The following is a 16,954-nucleotide window of genomic DNA, read 5'->3' as shown; positions in this document are numbered from 1 at the left end:
CGCTACACACCAGCAGGTTCGGCGTAACCTTGCAGATTCTCAGGCTCAAACTGACGTAAGATTTGAGTGGCTCGGTGAATTAAAGCGTCATTCCCTTCCACTACAATTAAATATTTTCCGGCGTTCAGTCGGTTGCGATACGGTAAAGCATCTCCACTCCCTATCGTCCAACCCACAGCCCCACCCACAAACAGCGCACCTAAGGCTCCCGAAGCTGCTCCTAGAAGTCCGCCAATGATGTGATTCCCGATGCTGCCTGCCCAGGCAAAAATTTCGATCGCCGTCAGCGCATTAAACAAATATCCCGCGACAAACCCGAAGGGAATTAACCAAAAAGCTAACCGCTGCGATCGTTTGGCGGCCTCCTGATTGGGATCAATTAAGCCAAATTCGTCGGCAGACTGATATCCCCGACCTAAAACGGTAATTTGACCTGCGGAAAGTTCAGCTTGCTCCAGGGCTGAGTAAGCGGCTTCTGCCTGTATGCGATCGGATAAAACTGCGACCAGATAATTCATTAGAGTCAACCAAGTGATTTCCCAGGGATTGTTTCTACCCTAGCGAATTACCCCCGGCGATCGCGTCTATCTTGAGGTGAGCTTGTTTCACTGACGAATAATTTTTTTGATTGGGTGGGAAAACCCGCGGCTTGAGCACTCGGAGTTTGGCGAGCCTGAAACGAGCCGTCGCAAGGCTACCCACCCACCCGGATTACCGATGGATCGCTTTCCTTAGCGCATCCTTTTGCTTTTGAGAGAGTGTTGCAATCACTTCCCTGGCCCTGGCCGCATCCAGGGATTTGAGGAACTCTAACAACTCCATTTCCAGCATTTCTCCCGTTTCAGAAACAGGTTCAAGCACCTCATGGGCTTCAGGATGGCGGCACACTCCCGCATCGCAGTTTAATCCCAACTCATGCCAGTACATGGTCGGCACCACATGACCCCGTTGCTCAATGTATTCATGGTTGAGGATTTGTGTTTCTAAATACGCCCTGGGTGAAAGGTAATGCCGTTGCTCCCGCGCATAGGGCACAGTAAAGCAGCCAAACACCTTGCGATATTCTTCTGAATCCAAAATGGCTGTGATGACTGCTTGTACGCCCTTCTTCATCAAAATATCGCAGTAGTGGCGAATTTCCTCCTGATCCACAGGCGCACGACCCATGAAGTGCTTGAAGCACCATTCTAAAAACTTCAGGTTTGATGCACCCATATAAAAGGCATTGAGGTAAACTTCTGAATGCCCCAATTCCTTAAGAAAACGGCGCACCCCAATTTTATCCGCCAAAAAATCCTTTTCAGCTTTGGCGATCGTCTGACGTTCGTAACAGTAGGGTTGCCGCTCCAGCACTTGCTGGTAAATGCGATACAACGCCACGCGCCGCTCTTCTAGGGAGGATTTGCGGCTGACAGTAATCGATTGAGGCGATTCCATAAAACTTTCCTCTGGTGTGGATAGATGGCAAGGGGGCGAGGGAGTGGGGGAATCGAAAGGCAAGTCTTAACTAGTCACAATTCAGCTCACAATTCAGCTCAAGCATGGGATTGTAGCGTGGTGATAACGGTGTCCAGGTAAGGACGGAGCAAGGTGCTATTGGAGGGGGGCAAGTTAGCGTTGATCTCATCCAGCAGGTAACGATAGGCAGTGGCACAGTGATCGTGCTTCTTGTGCGCAATCAGAATCGTATCCAACCAGGACAGCATTTGCTCTTTGAAGAAAATTTCATCATCCCGCAGGATGGAAAGGGCAATGTAACGCACCACTTCCGTCATGTCATACTGGCAGCGTTGTCCATGCTTTTGAACCAGATCAGGATGGGATTGAGCCAGCTTGCGCAAGGATTGAACAATAATGGCATGGCTCTTAGATGCAAGATTTTGGTAGGTTTCCAGCCGCGCGGCGTAGCTGTGGGCATACTGTTCAAACGATCGCAATGCCTGAGCATCCATATAGCGACCATCTGCTTCCAATATTTTTTCTTCTAGAGTGCGGTTAAGAGTGTGCATAGCGGTAGAACCATCCATGAGAAGAGCAAGGCGACTGAAAAATACAAAATTAACAAGATCCAACTTTTCGGGGGTGGGGTTTAGCGACAAACCCCTATCAATGGGATCTCTCCAGGTATTGAGTTCCCCGCCCCTGACCGATCGTCAGATTTAATTTCTTACTTCTCAGAGTGCCCTACCGCAAAATTTGACTCACCAATTCGACGCGCTTTTAAACACTTTGCAACATTTCTTAACGTTACTCCTTACTCCCATGAGTTTCGCCCCCACCCCAAAGCCACTTCACCCTTCGCTCTTTAGCGTCCCCTTACCCTCACCGCCGTTCCAGTCGCCGTAATCAACAGCAATGCACCTGACTGATCAACGTTCACCGTTCCCGTGTCGATCTCAATCCCAATCACCGCATTGGCTCCCAGCCGCGCTGCGCGTTGCTCCAATTCTGCCAGGGCATCCTTTTGACCCCGCTCAAATACCCGCTCATAGCTGGCCGTGCGTCCCCCGATGATGTCGCGGATCCCTGCGAAAAAATCTCGGAGGGCATTGGTTCCATAAACGACCTCAGCCGTTACCACACCCAGGTAAGCCTCGATATCGGCCCCTTGAAGGACATCAGTTGTTGATAGAATCATCTATTGTTCTCACACAAAACTTGTACAGTTACCCTAGATGACATTATCACTCCTCCCGTTGACCGTGAGTAAAAAAGCATTGTTGTCCATCAGCCTGCTAATGGTAGGAGGGCTAGCATTTGGTGTTCCTGCTCCAGCCCGGGCCCAGTCGGTTCGTGACCCTCAGCCAATCAATGCCTGGCAGGTAGCCCAGAATCCCCCCAATACCGACGATCGCCTGGCAGAACTCCTACAGCAAGGGCGTGACCTGGTGGATTCTGGCAATCTGGCGGAAGCGGTGGCCATTTACCAGCAGGCGGCATCGCTGGAACCGAGTAATGCCCGAATTTTTTCGGCGATCGGGTTTCTGGAAGCAAGGCAGAGCAACTATCAGGCGGCGGTAGAGGCGTACCAGCAGGCAATTGCTCTGGAAAATGATAATGCTGACTTTTACTATGCTCTGGGCTACAGCCGGGCAAACCTACAAGATTATGCAGGGGCAGCAGAGGCCTATCGCCGCTCGATTCAGCTCAACCGTGATAATGTGGAAGCCCATGTGGGGCTGGGTGTCGTCCTGGCACGTCAGGAAGATTACGCGGGGGCACTGGAAGCCTACCGGGAGGTGCTGCGCCAACGCCCCAATGATGTTCAGGGGCACGAGTTTATTGGGGCGGTGTACATTCAGCAAGGGCAGTATGAATTGGCGGCAAATTCCCTCCGAGAAGCCGCGCGGTTGGCTCCCCGTCGTGGCAGTATTCAACTGAATTTAGGGGTAGCACTCTTGAATTTAGGAGATACGCAGGCAGGAATGCAGGCTTTACAGCGGGCCGCAGAATTGGAACCTCGCAATGGACTGATTTTCCTGCAAATTGGCGATATTTACCGGGCCCAGGGAGATGAAGCGGCAGCACTTCAGCAGTATCGACGGGCGGTTTCCGTGCAACCCAATCTGCGGGAAGCCCATGCGTTACTGGGGCAAATTTACCTGGAGCGGGAAGAATATGTGCAGGCGATCGTTTCCTACCGGGAATTGGTGCGCCTAGCTCCGGAGAATGCCGATGCCCACTACTATCTCGGTTTAGCCTTGAAGGGACGACGGCGCAATTCGGAAGCGATCAGTTCGCTACAAACGGCGCTTGGACTCTATCAGCAACAGGATAACGCTGAGGGTATTGCCAGAACTGAAGAAGCCCTGGATGCGCTTTAGTCAGCTCAGTGATCATCCCAAGGCTGTATTCCGGCAAAAGCTGTATTCAAGTTGGCTGTAGTACACTCAACGTAGAATGAGTCGTTTCAATAATGCTTCAGTCGCTTAGTAAATTGCCCCGGCTGTTTAGCTGGGGACTGGTTTTTCCAGTCATTTTCCTCAATGGTTGGCTCCTGCTGGTTCTGGCGCAGGAGTTACAGCCTCTTCTTAGCATTCTGATCACAGCGACGCTCATTGCCTTTCTGCTGGATTATCCCATCCGGTTCTTAATGCAGCGGGGCGTAAGCCGAAGTATTGCGGTCGGTCTGGTGCTGTTACTATTCCTGCTGATTTTGGTGGTTCTGGGTATTTTCCTGTTTCCCCTGATTTTGCGTCAGGCGAATGAGCTACTGACCAAACTTCCAGAATGGATTAAGTCCGGTCAACAGCAGTTAGTCAGCCTGGAGGATTGGGCGATCGCCCAGCAGTTGCCCATTGATATCAGCACAACAATCAACCAATTGGTAGCTCGGCTCACCAGTGGGTTGCGCTATCTCACCAGTCAAGCCTTCAACATTGTGTTTGGGGCGATCGGCAGTGTGGTAAATATTTTCCTGACGCTGGTTTTCACGATCTTCCTGGTAATTCGGGGGGAAAGCTTGTGGACAGGAATTTTGGGCTGGTTTCCGTCCCAGTGGAATCTGCAAATCCGGCAATCCTTGCCGCTTAACTTTGAGCGATACATTGCGGGTCAGGTGACGATGGCCACGATCGTCAGTCTGGTGCAAACCACCGCTTTAGTGATCCTCAGAATTCCCTTACCGCAGCTATTTGGCATCGGAATTGGGGTAGCCACTTTGATTCCCTTTGGGGGGACTGTCACCATCCTGGCCGTGAGCCTCCTGCTGGCATTACAGAACTTTTGGCTGGGGTTCAAAGTCCTGATCGTAGCAGTGATTATTAACCAGATCATTGAAAATATCCTGGCTCCCCGCATTGTCGGTGAACTGACTGGACTGAATCCCATTTGGATGTTGATTTCCCTGGATCTGGGCTTAAAGCTGGGTGGAGCCTTAGGACTGGTGATTGCTGTGCCGATCGCCAGCTTCATCAAAGCCACCTTCGACACCATCCGCGCCTCCCGGTTTGGGGCACCACGGGTTCTGGTTCCCAGTGAATCGGCTGAATCGAGCAGTGGTCAGGTTGTGGGGAGTGGGGAGTAGGAAGTAGGGGCGCATTGCATGCGCCCGTAGAGGAAATAGAACGTAGAGGCGCATTGCATGCGCCCGTAGAAGGTAATGAATTCTATTCTCCAGTTCCCAGAACAAAGGGAATCAGCAGAATCGTTCTGCGGCTATCGACCACGATCGCTGTAAAACCCCGTTCCCTCAATGTTTCTAACACTGCGGTGGCGGCGGCTGAGTCTGAAGTGTGGGCTGCTAGCAGGAATGGATTTTGTTCGTAGGCAACTAACCCAACGGATTGGGCCGTGACCTGACGCACATCGGCTGCCACCTCTGGACGGTTGAAATAGTTCACCAAAACCGCATATCCATCTCCCAGGGGTTGGGGATTGTAGCCCTGACTTGCAGTCGGAGCAGCAGTCGGAGCAGCGGCAGTGTTGGGGGCGACGGGTTGGGGGGCTGGAAGCTGCGTTGGCGAGGGGAACCCATCTGGGCTGGGTTGGGATTCTGGTTCAGGCGAGGGGCTGCTTTCAGGAAGCTGAGTTGGCGAGGGAAAACTGCTGGCCGCGTCGGCGTTGTCTGGAGCAGGGGCAGCCGTTAGATCGGGAGCAGGGGATGGCTCAGTTGCTGGAGCAGCCTCCGGTGGGAAGGAGCCTTCTGGGGTAGGAGTGGTGGCGATCGCAGCAGTTGCCGTAGGGAAGGCCACAAACGCCTGTAGTCCTGCCATATCGTTGACATACTGGGCCCAGGCATTGGCAATTTCAGCACTGGCAAAGCCCCCGACGCGCACCACGCTCTCATCGAGATAGTCACAGGTAGAAATCGCGGCATTTTCGGGCAATAGTTCTGTGAGCTGGGTTGCTGTGTCAGCGGATTGGTTCAGCACCAGCAGCAAATATTCACTCGCTCTGGGCGGTTCACAAGCGGGCAGTGCCTGTGCCATTCCGGGTAAGGCAATCCCAATCCCTGCGCTCGATAGCATCACGGAACCCACTGCTGCCTTCATGATCGATCGTAGCCCTATAGATAAGCGCATCACTCTCCTCCTCATACCCCAAAGCCAATGACCTGAATCAAATCCATCCTTCCCATTCCGAACCTCCGATCGCTGGTCAGCCAGATGTCTGCCCTATGTTACTCGCAGGTTAAGATGTCTGCACGTCATCTAGTCCAGGCAAGATACCCGCGTTACCAAGGAGGAATTCTGCCCACCCCTGCCCCTCCCAGCAGGAGAGTTTTAGGAGTTCTTTGCCTAGCTAGAGATTTCGCCAACTTTCCCCTCTTGGGAGGGGTTAGGGGTGGGTTAAGGCTCCTTTGTAGCTCAGTCAGGTTATCAGCCAGGTTCAGTAGACCTAAATGGGTTCGTTTCACAGTAAACCCTGGGGTTGATCCCCCTAAATCCCCCTTGAAAAGGGGGACTTCAAGCCTTTTTCGGTTTGTGCTACGCACACGCTCCGCGAACGGTTCCCCCTTTTTCAAGGAGGGCTAGGGGGGATCTAAACTGGGTTTGCGATCGACTGAGGTTTTGTCTACGCCCTGAATCCAGCCCTGCCTAGCCAACCGCCGCCAACGATGCGATCGGCTCAGGGATGCTTTCTGAGGGAGCCTGAAATTCTCCCACTGCGACATATTCCAGCCGTAGCTTCAGCCAGGTGATAAATGACTGATTAGTAGAAATGATGGCTGCCGCAGGTTGAGGACATTTTTCCTTAACGGTTGCCAGTTCTGGAGCCTCCAGAAAAGCAGGTTGCTGAACCAGCCAAAAGTCGATTTCTTTCTCCTGCTCCTGGTAATACCGAACACGCTCCTTCAGCACTTCTTCGATCGGCTCTTCATCAATCAGAAAAGCTTTGCTGGCTAGCGCATAGTAGTAAGTTTTCATGGTGTGGAACGTTAAGTTTTAAGTGTGTTTTCAACGGGTTTTTGGCGGGCATTTGGCGAGTCTTTAGGGAGATGAGTCCCCACCGATCAGCACAGATTCAGAGGGAAGCCCCCACAATCGCCTGTTTCATCTCTCGCACCGCCCGTTCCATCCCCACCAGGACGGCACGGCTGATGATGGTATGCCCAATATTTAATTCTTCCATACCAGGGAGACGAGCGATCGACTGAACATTCCAATAGGTTAATCCATGACCGGCATTCACGCGCAGCCCCCCCGCAAGAGCCTGTTCACACCCTGCCGCTAAAATTTCTAGCTCCTTAGTTTGGCTGGACTCAGTACTGGCTTCAGCATAGGAACCCGTATGCAGTTCGATGAATCGGGCCCTTGTAGCGATGGCGGCCTGAATTTGGGGTTCATCAGCATCAATAAACAGACTGACGGGAATCTCTGCCCCTTGCAGGGATCCAACCACCTGCTTCATGCGATCGAGCTGTCCTGCCACATCTAAACCACCCTCCGTGGTGACTTCTTCCCGTCGTTCTGGAACTAACGTCACATAGTCAGGGCGAATCTCCAGGGCAATCTGCACCATCTCATCCGTCGCCGCCATTTCCAGGTTGAGATGAGTCCGCACCGTTTGCCTGAGCAGACGCACATCCCGGTCTTGAATGTGTCGGCGATCCTCCCGTAAATGCACCGTGATTCCATCGGCTCCGGCCAATTCTGCCAAAACGGCCGCCGCGATCGGATCGGGTTCAACGGTACGCCGCGCCTGTCGAATTGTTGCTACATGGTCGATATTGACACCCAGCGTAGGCAATCCTAATTCTCCTCTACCAGTAGGTTTCCGCCTTAGATCTTAACCCGATGTCCAGAGTTTGCGATGGCTGAGTGAATCAAGAAGCAATAACCTCATTATTCGCGGTTGGTTTGACCTGGCGAATAGCGCGACGGGGTTCGGCTATGGATATTGCGTTTTGTAATTCAAAATATTGCGCTTTGTAATCCAACCTACGCGCTTGCCAATCTTTCAATGGCAAGATGAATGGAGAAGGGAAGCATAAACGATCGCATTGCTTAATTTGAGCCAAACCTGAATCAGTGCGTCCGACTACCTAAACGTAGTCCGTTCAACATACCGTGGTGTTCAGAACGGGCAAATCTTTGAGCGTCTCCGTTTCATCTTTGATGAAAAATTTGCTGGTCTATCCCCTGGGAGGGGATGTACCACCGTTGCATTAAAACCCTGTTTGATGTCTATCGAAAACTGATTAATGAGCCATTGTCCTGTTTGACGGCGATCGGGTTATGTTGGCATGGGATGGGAACCGTCATTGGGTGGGGAGCATCGCAGATAAATTTTGTCTGCTGATTATTCCGAAACCCATGACATTTATTCGTGCTTCTGAGTATCGTTTTTTTAGGGTGAATTTTACAGGGTGAGATTTGTCTGAAGTTGCCGAATTGCAGGATGATTTTATAGAAATGCAGGCATAGCCTTCCCCCCTGGTTTGGTAAAACTAACAGGTAGGGGGAAGTACCTTGCTTTCGATCGATTCATCCTCAAGATGAAGTATTCCCCCATGTTTTCAGAACCATTTGCCGATCTGCATCGAGAAAACTAAATCGTTTCACTTCCATCAATACGTGTGCATCTGCCCTCTATGGACTCGGTCTGAGTTTTAATTTATGAAGACTTTATCTGACGATTACTACAGTCGGATACAGCAGGTTTTGGTGAATGCTTACCAACGGTGCTTTGTTTCTGAAATGTGGTACCGCTTTGTTTCTGTCTTAATTGTATCCCTGGCAGTATTAAGCTTGGCTAGCTTCGGAGTTTCTCAACAGTTGGAAACGTTGATGAATCAATTTCTGCTGTCTCTGCCAACCATTTCTTTGATAAAGGGACTATCTCTGGTTTTGCTGATATTGGGTGGAATCAGCGGAGGGCTTTTACTGCTGCCGCGTTGTCCGCTCCTCTATGAAATGGGGGGATGGGGGCTTCTGTGTGTGAGTTGGGGATATTTGAGCGTACAGATTTCTCAACTCGGTTATCCACTGCCCGTCATTACCCCTATGCTGTTTTTGGGGTTGAATGGTGTGGCGATCGCCCTGACTAAGGGTATTCATACCTGGATTGCACTTCACCAAAATCAAGAACGCTACGCTCTGATTGCAGAAGAGTTCAACGAAGGAATGTGGGATTGGAATTTAAACACCGATCGCATCTATTTCTCAGCAGAGTGGTTCCACATGATTGGCAGTACAACAGAAGCGCGGGTAGAGCCTCCACAGGTCTGGCTGGATCGGGTTCATCCAGAAGATTTAACCGTTCTTGAAGCTGCGATCGCTGCTCATCTTCAGGGACAAACTCAACGCCTGGAGCAGGAGTATCGATTAAGGCATCAAGATGGCTTCTACTGTTGGATGTTGGGGCGAGGGGTAGCCGTTCGGAATGCCAATGGACGAGCCGAGCGCATTGTGGGTTCACAGATTAACATCACGCTACATAAAAAGGCGGAGGAACATTTACGCCGCAGTGCTTTCTGCGACAAGCTGACCGGACTGCCCAATCGCTCTGGATTTTCCCAATATTTGCAACGATCGATCGATCGAATTCAGTCCCAATCCAAGTCTGCCTTTGCGGTGCTCTGGTTAGATATTGACAGCTTTGAGCTAATCAACAATAGTCTGGGAGGAGGCATTGGCGATCGGTTATTGGTTGCTGTGGCGCAGCGGCTTCGTGCTTTCTTGCCCGATCGGGACATTCTCGCTCGGATTGGTGGAGATGAGTTTGGGGTTTTGCTCGACCACATTCAAGACGTTCGAGATGCAACTCAGCTTGCAGAACGCATTCAGCAGATACTCGCACTACCGTTTAAGCTTGACGAGCGAGAGGTGTTTTTGACGCTGAGTATTGGCATTGCCCTCAGTTCAACCCAGTACGCTGACCCTGAACATTTACTCCGTGATGCGGACACTGCCATGCATCGAGCTAAGGCTTTCGGACGAGCCAGGTATGAGGTGTTTGAACAATCCATGCGGACACAAATGGTGGTTAAACTGCTGCTGGAAAATGACTTCAGGCGGGTGATTGCCCAGGAAGCCTCTAATTGTTCTGATGAACTACAACTGCTCTATCAACCGATCGTCAAACTAAAAACAGGTGAAATCTCTGGGTTTGAGGCACTGGTGCGGTGGCAACATCCAGAACAGGGAACCTTACCCCCCCACAAGTTTATTTCAATGGCAGAGGAAACAGGTCTGATTGTGCCGATGAGCTGGTGGGTGTTGCGATCGGCCTGCCGTCAGATGCGAAAATGGCAGCTTGCCTTTGCCGATACGGTTGATTTAACGATCAATGTGAATTTGTCCAGCCAGCAGTTTGCAATGGTTGGATTGCCTCGCTATATCGAACAAATTTTAGAAGAAACGGAGCTAGAGGGGAGCAACCTGAAGCTAGAAATTACTGAAAGTATGATCATGGAAAATGCAGCTTCGATCGTTTCAATGCTGCACGAAATTCGCAGGCTGGGAGTCCAACTGGCGATCGATGACTTTGGCACAGGTTATTCTTCCTTAAGTTATCTGACCCGATTTCCGGTCAATACCATCAAAATTGATCGATCGTTTGTGAGCAATATTGGTTTTGGTAAAGATTGCTTGGAGATTGTGCGTACCATTCATCTACTTGCCTACAACTTGGGAATGAATGTCACGGCTGAGGGGGTGGAAACGGCTGAACAAGCGGCTTGTTTGTTAGAAATGGAGTGTGAGTATGGTCAGGGATTTTTCTTTTCCAACCGCTGGATGCAGATGCAATTACCCATCTTTTGAGTCAGAAGTTTCAACCTGATGCAGATGATCCAACGGCTTGAAGTTGTAGACAGAATTGGCGATCGACTGTTCTTTTATTTTCCATCTTCCATCTTCCATTTTTCGTCTTCCGTCTTCCATCTTCCGCCCTCTGCCCTCTGCCTTCCAATGATATGCTTAACTCTGACCATAGCTACCTATAAATGAATGGCAATTGTTTGGTTTATCCGTCATGCAGAAAGTGAAGCCAATGCGGGCTTACCTACGACCAATCCGGCTACGACTCGGCTGACTGCAACCGGACATGAACAGGCTCAGAGCATTGCTGCACTGTTCCCCCAGGCTCCATCACTGATTGTCACCTCACCCTATCTCCGTACCCAGCAAACAGCCGAACCTACGATCGAGCGATTTCCCTCAGTCCCGCAAGCGGAGTGGAGGGTGCAGGAGTTTACCTTTTTGTCGCCGGAACGCTATCAAAACACGACAACCCATGAACGTCGTCCGATGGTGGAAATTTACTGGCAACGGCAGGATCCGTTTCACATTGATGGAGAAGGAGCAGAATCATTTGCGATGTTTATCGATCGGGTGCAGTCGGTGCGATCGCAGCTAATCCAGCTTGAGGATAAATTTGTGGGGATATTTAGTCATGAGCGATTCATTCGAGCGGTGTTGTGGTTGTCTTTAATGAACGGAGAACTGAGTGAGAATTTGATTACACCGAAAGCAATGCAGCAGTTTCAATCCTTCATTGGATCGTTTCGTTTGCCAAATGGAGCCATTCTCAAATATGAACTTAATGCGTCTGAAATCCGGTTCAGTGAGATCATAACTTCCCATCTCCAGTAGAGTGAGCAGGGGATTTCTGAATTCGCTAATCTGCCGATCGCTGATTCGCTAACTTCGCCTTTGCAGTTTGCCAGAGCTGTTCCAATTCCTCCAAAGAATAATCCGCCAGCGATCGATCGGCGACCCCTTCCACCAGTTCAAACCGTTGGATAAAGCGTTGATTGGTACTGTGTAAAGCGGCTTCTGGATCCAGGTCATACCATCGGGCCAGGTTAACGATGGTGAAAAGTAAATCGCCTAACTCCGCCTGCTGTTCTGCTTTAGTTTCCGCCTGAAGGGCTTGCTCAAATTCTCCCAATTCTTCGTGAAACTTTTCCCACACCCCATCCACATTTTCCCACTCAAACCCTACCGCTGCCGCCTTTCGAGAAATTTTCATCGCGGCTGACAATGGAGGGAGCGATCGAGCATAGCGCTGCAAACGCGGAGTCAAATGTTGCTCTGAGGTAATTTCCCCCTTTGCCTTCTCTTCACCCGCTTTGATATCCTCCCAGTTTTGCTTCACCTGATCCACGCTATCTACATTGACTTCTCCAAACACATGGGGATGTCGTCGGATCAGTTTTTCAGTAATGCCGATCGCCACATTAGCCAAATCAAACTGACCAGATTCACGGGCAATCTGCGCCTGTAAGACCACTTGCAGCAATAAATCTCCCAATTCATCGGCAATGGCCGCCTGATTTCCCTGCCGAATCGCATCCACCACTTCGTAGGCTTCTTCAATGACATAAGGAATCAACGTTTCGGGCGTTTGCTCCAGATCCCAGGGACAGCCTCCATCGGGCGATCGCAGTTGCGCCACTACCTCAATCAACTGTTGTAAGGCAGTCAGGGTCGGTTGCAAGGGAGCCGCATCAGAGGAAGAGAGAGTCATAGAGGGAGAGTAGGGTAGAGGGAAGGCGGAAGGCGGAAGCAGTTGTAGCGATTGAGCGATTGATGGATAGGTTAAGCACCGCCCACCAGCGATCGCTGTAAACATAATGCACTAAAAACATAACGCATCAACCTTGATCAAGGCGCATCAACCACTGCTCATTACATCCGATCGTCTGGATTTTAACCCCTACACGCTGACCCTCGGACAACGACGATCGCCCATTTTTATGTAGTATATTGTAGTATAACTGTAGGATGGGATGGCTCAAGGACGGGATTGCAGAAATGAAATTGCCTGAAAGAGTGATTACGGCGATCGAAAATTCCAGTACTTTGCAGCTAGGGCTGGTATAGCGATGGATTGATCAGATGGATTGATCAGATGGATTGATCAGATGGGTTAATCATCACGAGTTGATCAAATGGGTTGATCACTACGGGTTGATGAATTGATCGAGATGAATCGATCAAGGAGAACAAGCATGGATTGATCGGTACAGATTAATCAAGGAGAACAAGCTTTGCTCTCAAGCCATCACCGGATGACAACAACCCTGACTGTCCTGATCGGTTCTAGCCTTGCCACCTGGGCCAATATCCTGCTGAACTCTATGACCTGGAACAATTATGCTCATTTCAAATACTGTAGCAACCGAAAAGCCAGCACTGGTTGCTTACGATCTATGGAAACTATACGGCACCCATCCCGTGGTACAGGGGGTTGATTTTACCCTCCAACCGGGTGAAATTTTGGGCTTGCTGGGCCCCAATGGAGCTGGAAAAACTACGATCGTTGGCATGCTGTACGGTGCGGTGAAGCCCACTCGCGGGTTTGTCAAACTGGGTTCAACGCAGGTGCAAAGTAATGGTCGGTTGGCCCGTCGCCGGATGGGAATTGTCACCCAGGAAGATAATCTGGATCCCGACTTTTCGGTGATGGAAAACTTGATTCACTTTGCCCACCATTATCGAATTTTGGGTCGAGCGGCTCGCCAACGGGCCAGCGAACTATTGGAACGGGTCAATTTACAGGACTATGCCCGTCATTCAGTGGATGAGCTATCCGGTGGGATGAAACGCCGACTGGTGCTGGCCGGGCCTTAATCAACTCTCCCCAGGTGGTGTTTCTGGATGAGCCAACCACTGGACTCGATCCGGATGCCCGCCAGGAGTTTTGGAAGCTGGTCAGCAGCCTGAAGCAGCAGGGCTGTAGTGTGTTGTTGACGACACACTATATGGATGAGGCGCAACGATTGTGCGATCGACTGCTCCTGCTATTACAGGGACAGGTGATCGACCAGGGTACGCCTGAGGAGTTAATCGAGCGTACGGTCGGGGATGAAGTCGTTGAAATTGCTGGGATTGATGAATTGCAACTGCAAGGTTTAACGCGCCAGGCAGATACCTGGTATCGCCCTTTTGGCGATGGATATGTGGTTGCACTACCGACCCAGCGATCGCTCCTGTGGGAACAGCTTGGCTCCCTCCAGCCCCAACGCCTGACCCGCCGCCGCGCCAATTTAGAAGATGTATTCCTGCACCTTACGGGGAAAGTATTGCAATGAAATCACCATCCTTAACGTTTTGGGGAGTCTATTCCGTCTGGCATCGCCACGCCAAGGTGTATCAGCGTACCTGGCTGGTAAACTGTTTGCCCCCTCTGTCTGAACCCGTGGTCTACCTGATCGCCTTTGGCTACGGACTGACCCCCCTCGTCGGCGATGTACCCTATCTGGGACAAACGGTGCCCTACCTGGAGTTTATTGCCCCCGCCATGATCGCGATCGGGGTGCTGTTTCAGTCCTTTTTTGAGGGAGCCTACGCCAGCTTTATTCGGCTCAACTTCCAGAAAACCTGGCAAGCCTTACTCACCGCCCCCCTCAGCTTTACCGATGTTTTTGTTGGTGACTGGCTCTGGGCTACCACCAAGGGCATGATTGCTGGCACTTTGACAGGACTGATTGCCGTCATCTGGGGATTGTATTCGGGGTGGAATTTGCTGTTTTCGCTGCCGATTATGCTGCTGGGCAGTCTGCTATTTGGGGCAATGGGTTTGTTTACGGCCGGATCGGTTCGCCAGATTGATCAGGTCAATATTCCCATCTTTTTGTTCATCATTCCCATGTTTACCCTATGCGGCACCTACTTTCCCCGCAGTACTCTACCGCCCCTGCTGGGTCAAGTTGCCTCGGTTTTACCCCTTGCTTCTCTGGTGGATTTGCTGCGGTGGAACCTGGGCTTGCCGTCGCTGTGGTGGTTGAGTCTGCTCTGGTTAGTTGGGTTATTGGTGGTTTTTGCCATTCTGGCGGCGCGTCGGATTTATCCGCATCTGGTCAAGTAGGTTGTCCTGAGTTTCAGGGCCGTTAAAATGTGTGGAGAGTTCATGCTTAGAATTCGATCGCACCAACCCCCGATAGCGATCCTCCAGATATTTGACCGTTTTGAACAGCTCAGTCGCCGATCGATAGGCTTCTTCCACCAGTTCACTTTGTTCTTCGGACGGATTCATCGTTGCATCTGCCAACAGGCTCAGGGAACCGATCATGGCATTAAGGTGCGATCGAAACTCGTAGGAGGCTTGGGTCAAAATTTCAGTTTGGTCTTGCTGTTCCTGATGACGGGGCTGAGGTGTATCCGCAAACTGCATTGCATGAAGACGGCTGTATAGCCCATTTTTCTGCAACAACTCCTGATGGGTTCCCAGTTCCACCACTTGCCCGCGATCGAGCACCGCAATTTGATGGGCTTTTTGCACCGTTGAGAGGCGATGGGCAATCACTAACGTCGTTCGTTCCCGGCTCAAATCATCCAATGCCTGCTGGACTAATCGCTCAGATACGGTATCTAATGCACTGGTGGCTTCATCCAGAATCAGAATTTCAGGATTGCGCAACAGGGCCCGAGCAATGGCAATTCGCTGCCGTTGTCCCCCCGACAGCATCACCCCCCGATCGCCAATCATTGTATCCAGTCCTTCCGGCAGCCGTTGAATAAACTCGTGGGCATTCGCCCGTTGAACCGCATCTTCAACATCGGCATTCGTGACATGGGGACAACCATAGGCAATGTTGTTGCGGATAGTGTCGTTGAACAAAAAAGTATCCTGACTGACAATGCCCATCGATCGCCGCAGTGTCTTCAGGTCAAACTCGCGCAGATCGATGCCGTCAATTTTGATGCTGCCTTGGGTCGGGTCATAAAAGCGCGGCAGCAAATCCACTAAGGTTGTTTTTCCCGCTCCTGATGATCCAACCAACGCCAGAGTTGTCCCCTTGGGAATCGTCAGATTAATCTGCCGCAGCACCAGATCAGAACTACCAGGGTAACGAAACTCAACCTGTTCAAAGCGAATTTCCTGACAAATCGGGGTGTAAGGGATAGACCCACCCGCCATAAAGTGTTTGTTATCCGATCGCATCAAGTCGTAGACAATATCCACTGAAGCCGCCGAGCGGGCAATGTTTTCCCGGTGGCCGTTGAGTTGGGCCACAAAGGGTAAAAGCCGGAACAACAAAACGATATAGGTCAGCAGAACGGTGGAGAAAGCATCAATTTGGTTAGCGAATAATATTCGACCCAATAACACCAATAAAAACAGAGCACAGATACTGGTGATTTCGCTCAGGGGGGCAAGGGCCAGCGCGGCCATGCGAGATTGAAATTCCAACCGCTCTCGATCGCGGATCAATCGCCTGAGATGAACGAATTCTTGTTGTTCAGTAGCAGCCGCTTTAACCAGCCGAATTCCGGCAAAAATTTCAATCAAACGCCCGGAGTAGTCCTGATTAATATGGGTGATGCGCTTGCCAAAATGCCTGGCTTTTGCAATCAGAAATTGACTGATCAGGGGAGAAATGGGCAGCAACAGTGTGGCGGCGATCGTTAACTGCCAGGAAGTCCAAACCAGCAATCCCACAAATACAAAAATGGTGATGACAGTAATCACCAAACTAATCCCTGTACTGATGGTCGTACTGGCCCGGTTCATTTCACCGCCTAGCCGATTCATCAAATCGCCTGCTTTGGCTTGAGTGAAATAATCCAGATCCACATCCAGCAAGAGCTTGATCCCTTCCTCCTGCAAGTCAGAGGTGAGCTTCCGCCCCAGCGCATTGGAAGCTAAATTACTGGCATAAACAGCAAGATTTTTCAGGACAATGAATCCAATGATGACTGCCGCCATTGCCAAAAGTCTTTGCTCTGCCGGAATGCCATCAAACAAGTCCAAAAATTGACGCATCATCGGTGGGCCCGATGCCAACACCGCATCTTGCCCCAGCATACTCATAAACACAGGCACAATCAGAGCCGTACTTACCCCGTTAAATAGTGCGCCAGAAAACCCCAGGAGAATGTTCACCACAATGTGAACGGGATAGCGGAGAGCAAGACGAAGCAGCAGCTTGTTGGAAGGCGACATACGACAACCGGGATAATCAGGACAACCGGGATCACTAGATAGGGCGATCGAACCGATTCAACTGTAGAATTCCCGACTGGGCTAAAAAAGCGACAAATGAAAAAGCCCCCGCTAG

General features: G+C 50.8%; 17 protein-coding genes. 7 read left to right on the top strand and 10 right to left on the bottom strand.

Translation table 11 applies throughout. From position 1 onward, the window contains the following. Window positions 1-2: 2 nt before the first annotated feature. The 4 genes from ACM1PF_RS25295 to ACM1PF_RS25280 all read right to left on the bottom strand — a co-directional run bounded on the left by ACM1PF_RS25295 (window position 3) and on the right by ACM1PF_RS25280 (window position 2,638). Window positions 3-518, bottom strand: coding sequence for a hypothetical protein (locus ACM1PF_RS25295; protein WP_416668405.1), 516 nt, complete (start codon window positions 516-518; stop codon window positions 3-5). A gap of 193 nt (window positions 519-711) precedes the next feature. Continuing rightward, window positions 712-1,437 carry a phycobilisome rod-core linker polypeptide gene (locus ACM1PF_RS25290; RefSeq protein ID WP_416668403.1) on the bottom strand — a complete coding sequence of 242 codons (726 nt, stop codon included), beginning with the start codon at window positions 1,435-1,437 and terminating at the stop codon, window positions 712-714. 98 nt (window positions 1,438-1,535) lie between these two features. Beyond that, window positions 1,536-2,009 (bottom strand): phycobilisome protein, encoded by a 474-nt coding sequence (locus ACM1PF_RS25285; RefSeq protein WP_416668400.1) that lies wholly within the window; start codon window positions 2,007-2,009, stop codon window positions 1,536-1,538. A gap of 296 nt (window positions 2,010-2,305) precedes the next feature. After that, complete coding sequence (locus ACM1PF_RS25280; RefSeq protein ID WP_416668398.1) at window positions 2,306-2,638, bottom strand: YbjQ family protein; 333 nt, start codon at window positions 2,636-2,638, stop codon at window positions 2,306-2,308. Window positions 2,639-2,675: 37 nt separating this feature from the next. On the opposite strand from ACM1PF_RS25280, the gene ACM1PF_RS25275 reads away from it, so the two are divergent. Together ACM1PF_RS25275 and ACM1PF_RS25270 are read left to right on the top strand one after the other, a co-directional pair. Beyond that, window positions 2,676-3,824, top strand: coding sequence for a tetratricopeptide repeat protein (locus ACM1PF_RS25275; protein ID WP_416668395.1), 1,149 nt, complete (start codon window positions 2,676-2,678; stop codon window positions 3,822-3,824). A 92-nt stretch (window positions 3,825-3,916) separates the two neighbouring features. Further along, a complete protein-coding gene (locus ACM1PF_RS25270) occupies window positions 3,917-5,026 on the top strand; it encodes an AI-2E family transporter (protein WP_416668392.1) in 1,110 nt (369 codons plus the stop codon). Between the two features lie 82 nt (window positions 5,027-5,108). Here the strand turns inward: ACM1PF_RS25270 and ACM1PF_RS25265 are convergent, their stop codons facing one another. From ACM1PF_RS25265 to ACM1PF_RS25255, 3 genes are all read right to left on the bottom strand, one after another. Beyond that, window positions 5,109-6,023 (bottom strand): hypothetical protein, encoded by a 915-nt coding sequence (locus ACM1PF_RS25265; protein WP_416668389.1) that lies wholly within the window; start codon window positions 6,021-6,023, stop codon window positions 5,109-5,111. A 516-nt stretch (window positions 6,024-6,539) separates the two neighbouring features. Next, entirely contained in the window at window positions 6,540-6,869 is a 330-nt protein-coding gene (locus ACM1PF_RS25260) for an MgPME-cyclase complex family protein (RefSeq protein ID WP_416668387.1), read from the bottom strand. Window positions 6,870-6,966: 97 nt separating this feature from the next. Then, the gene (locus ACM1PF_RS25255) at window positions 6,967-7,692 is read right to left on the bottom strand and encodes a pyridoxine 5'-phosphate synthase (RefSeq protein WP_416668384.1); all 726 of its coding nucleotides are present in this window, start codon (window positions 7,690-7,692) and stop codon (window positions 6,967-6,969) included. Window positions 7,693-8,561: 869 nt separating this feature from the next. Here ACM1PF_RS25255 and ACM1PF_RS25250 point away from each other — a divergent pair. Next, window positions 8,562-10,709, top strand: a complete 2,148-nt coding sequence (locus ACM1PF_RS25250; RefSeq protein WP_416668382.1) for a putative bifunctional diguanylate cyclase/phosphodiesterase — start codon at window positions 8,562-8,564, stop codon at window positions 10,707-10,709. A 186-nt stretch (window positions 10,710-10,895) separates the two neighbouring features. Then, window positions 10,896-11,540 (top strand): histidine phosphatase family protein, encoded by a 645-nt coding sequence (locus ACM1PF_RS25245; protein WP_416668379.1) that lies wholly within the window; start codon window positions 10,896-10,898, stop codon window positions 11,538-11,540. A gap of 25 nt (window positions 11,541-11,565) precedes the next feature. Here the strand turns inward: ACM1PF_RS25245 and mazG are convergent, their stop codons facing one another. Continuing rightward, window positions 11,566-12,417: a nucleoside triphosphate pyrophosphohydrolase gene (mazG, locus tag ACM1PF_RS25240; RefSeq protein ID WP_416668376.1), complete on the bottom strand. Its 852-nt coding sequence runs from the start codon at window positions 12,415-12,417 to the stop codon at window positions 11,566-11,568. Then, window positions 12,398-12,538: a hypothetical protein gene (locus ACM1PF_RS25235; protein ID WP_416668374.1), complete on the bottom strand. Its 141-nt coding sequence runs from the start codon at window positions 12,536-12,538 to the stop codon at window positions 12,398-12,400. Before ACM1PF_RS25235 ends, mazG begins: the two co-directional genes overlap by 20 nt. 508 nt (window positions 12,539-13,046) lie before the next feature. Here ACM1PF_RS25235 and ACM1PF_RS25230 point away from each other — a divergent pair. The 3 genes from ACM1PF_RS25230 to ACM1PF_RS25220 are packed head-to-tail and all read left to right on the top strand — an operon-like array spanning window position 13,047 to window position 14,760. Then, window positions 13,047-13,523 carry an ATP-binding cassette domain-containing protein gene (locus tag ACM1PF_RS25230; RefSeq protein WP_416668371.1) on the top strand — a complete coding sequence of 159 codons (477 nt, stop codon included), beginning with the start codon at window positions 13,047-13,049 and terminating at the stop codon, window positions 13,521-13,523. Between the two features lie 14 nt (window positions 13,524-13,537). Then, entirely contained in the window at window positions 13,538-13,984 is a 447-nt protein-coding gene (locus ACM1PF_RS25225; protein ID WP_416668368.1) for a hypothetical protein, read from the top strand. Continuing rightward, complete coding sequence (locus tag ACM1PF_RS25220) at window positions 13,981-14,760, top strand: ABC transporter permease (protein ID WP_416668365.1); 780 nt, start codon at window positions 13,981-13,983, stop codon at window positions 14,758-14,760. The genes ACM1PF_RS25225 and ACM1PF_RS25220 overlap by 4 nt, the downstream gene beginning before the upstream one ends. On the opposite strand, the gene ACM1PF_RS25215 is transcribed toward ACM1PF_RS25220, so the two are convergent. After that, window positions 14,701-16,839 carry an ABC transporter ATP-binding protein gene (locus ACM1PF_RS25215; RefSeq protein ID WP_416668362.1) on the bottom strand — a complete coding sequence of 713 codons (2,139 nt, stop codon included), beginning with the start codon at window positions 16,837-16,839 and terminating at the stop codon, window positions 14,701-14,703. The two genes, ACM1PF_RS25220 and ACM1PF_RS25215, sit on opposite strands and share 60 nt — an antisense overlap. Between the last annotated feature and the right edge of the window lie 115 nt (window positions 16,840-16,954).

It is taken from the genome of Egbenema bharatensis FJBBOT/2019 (assembly GCF_048077055.1).
GTDB lineage: Bacteria > Cyanobacteriota > Cyanobacteriia > Elainellales > Elainellaceae > Egbenema > Egbenema bharatensis.
This window is presented reverse-complemented; position numbering and strand designations above follow the sequence as displayed.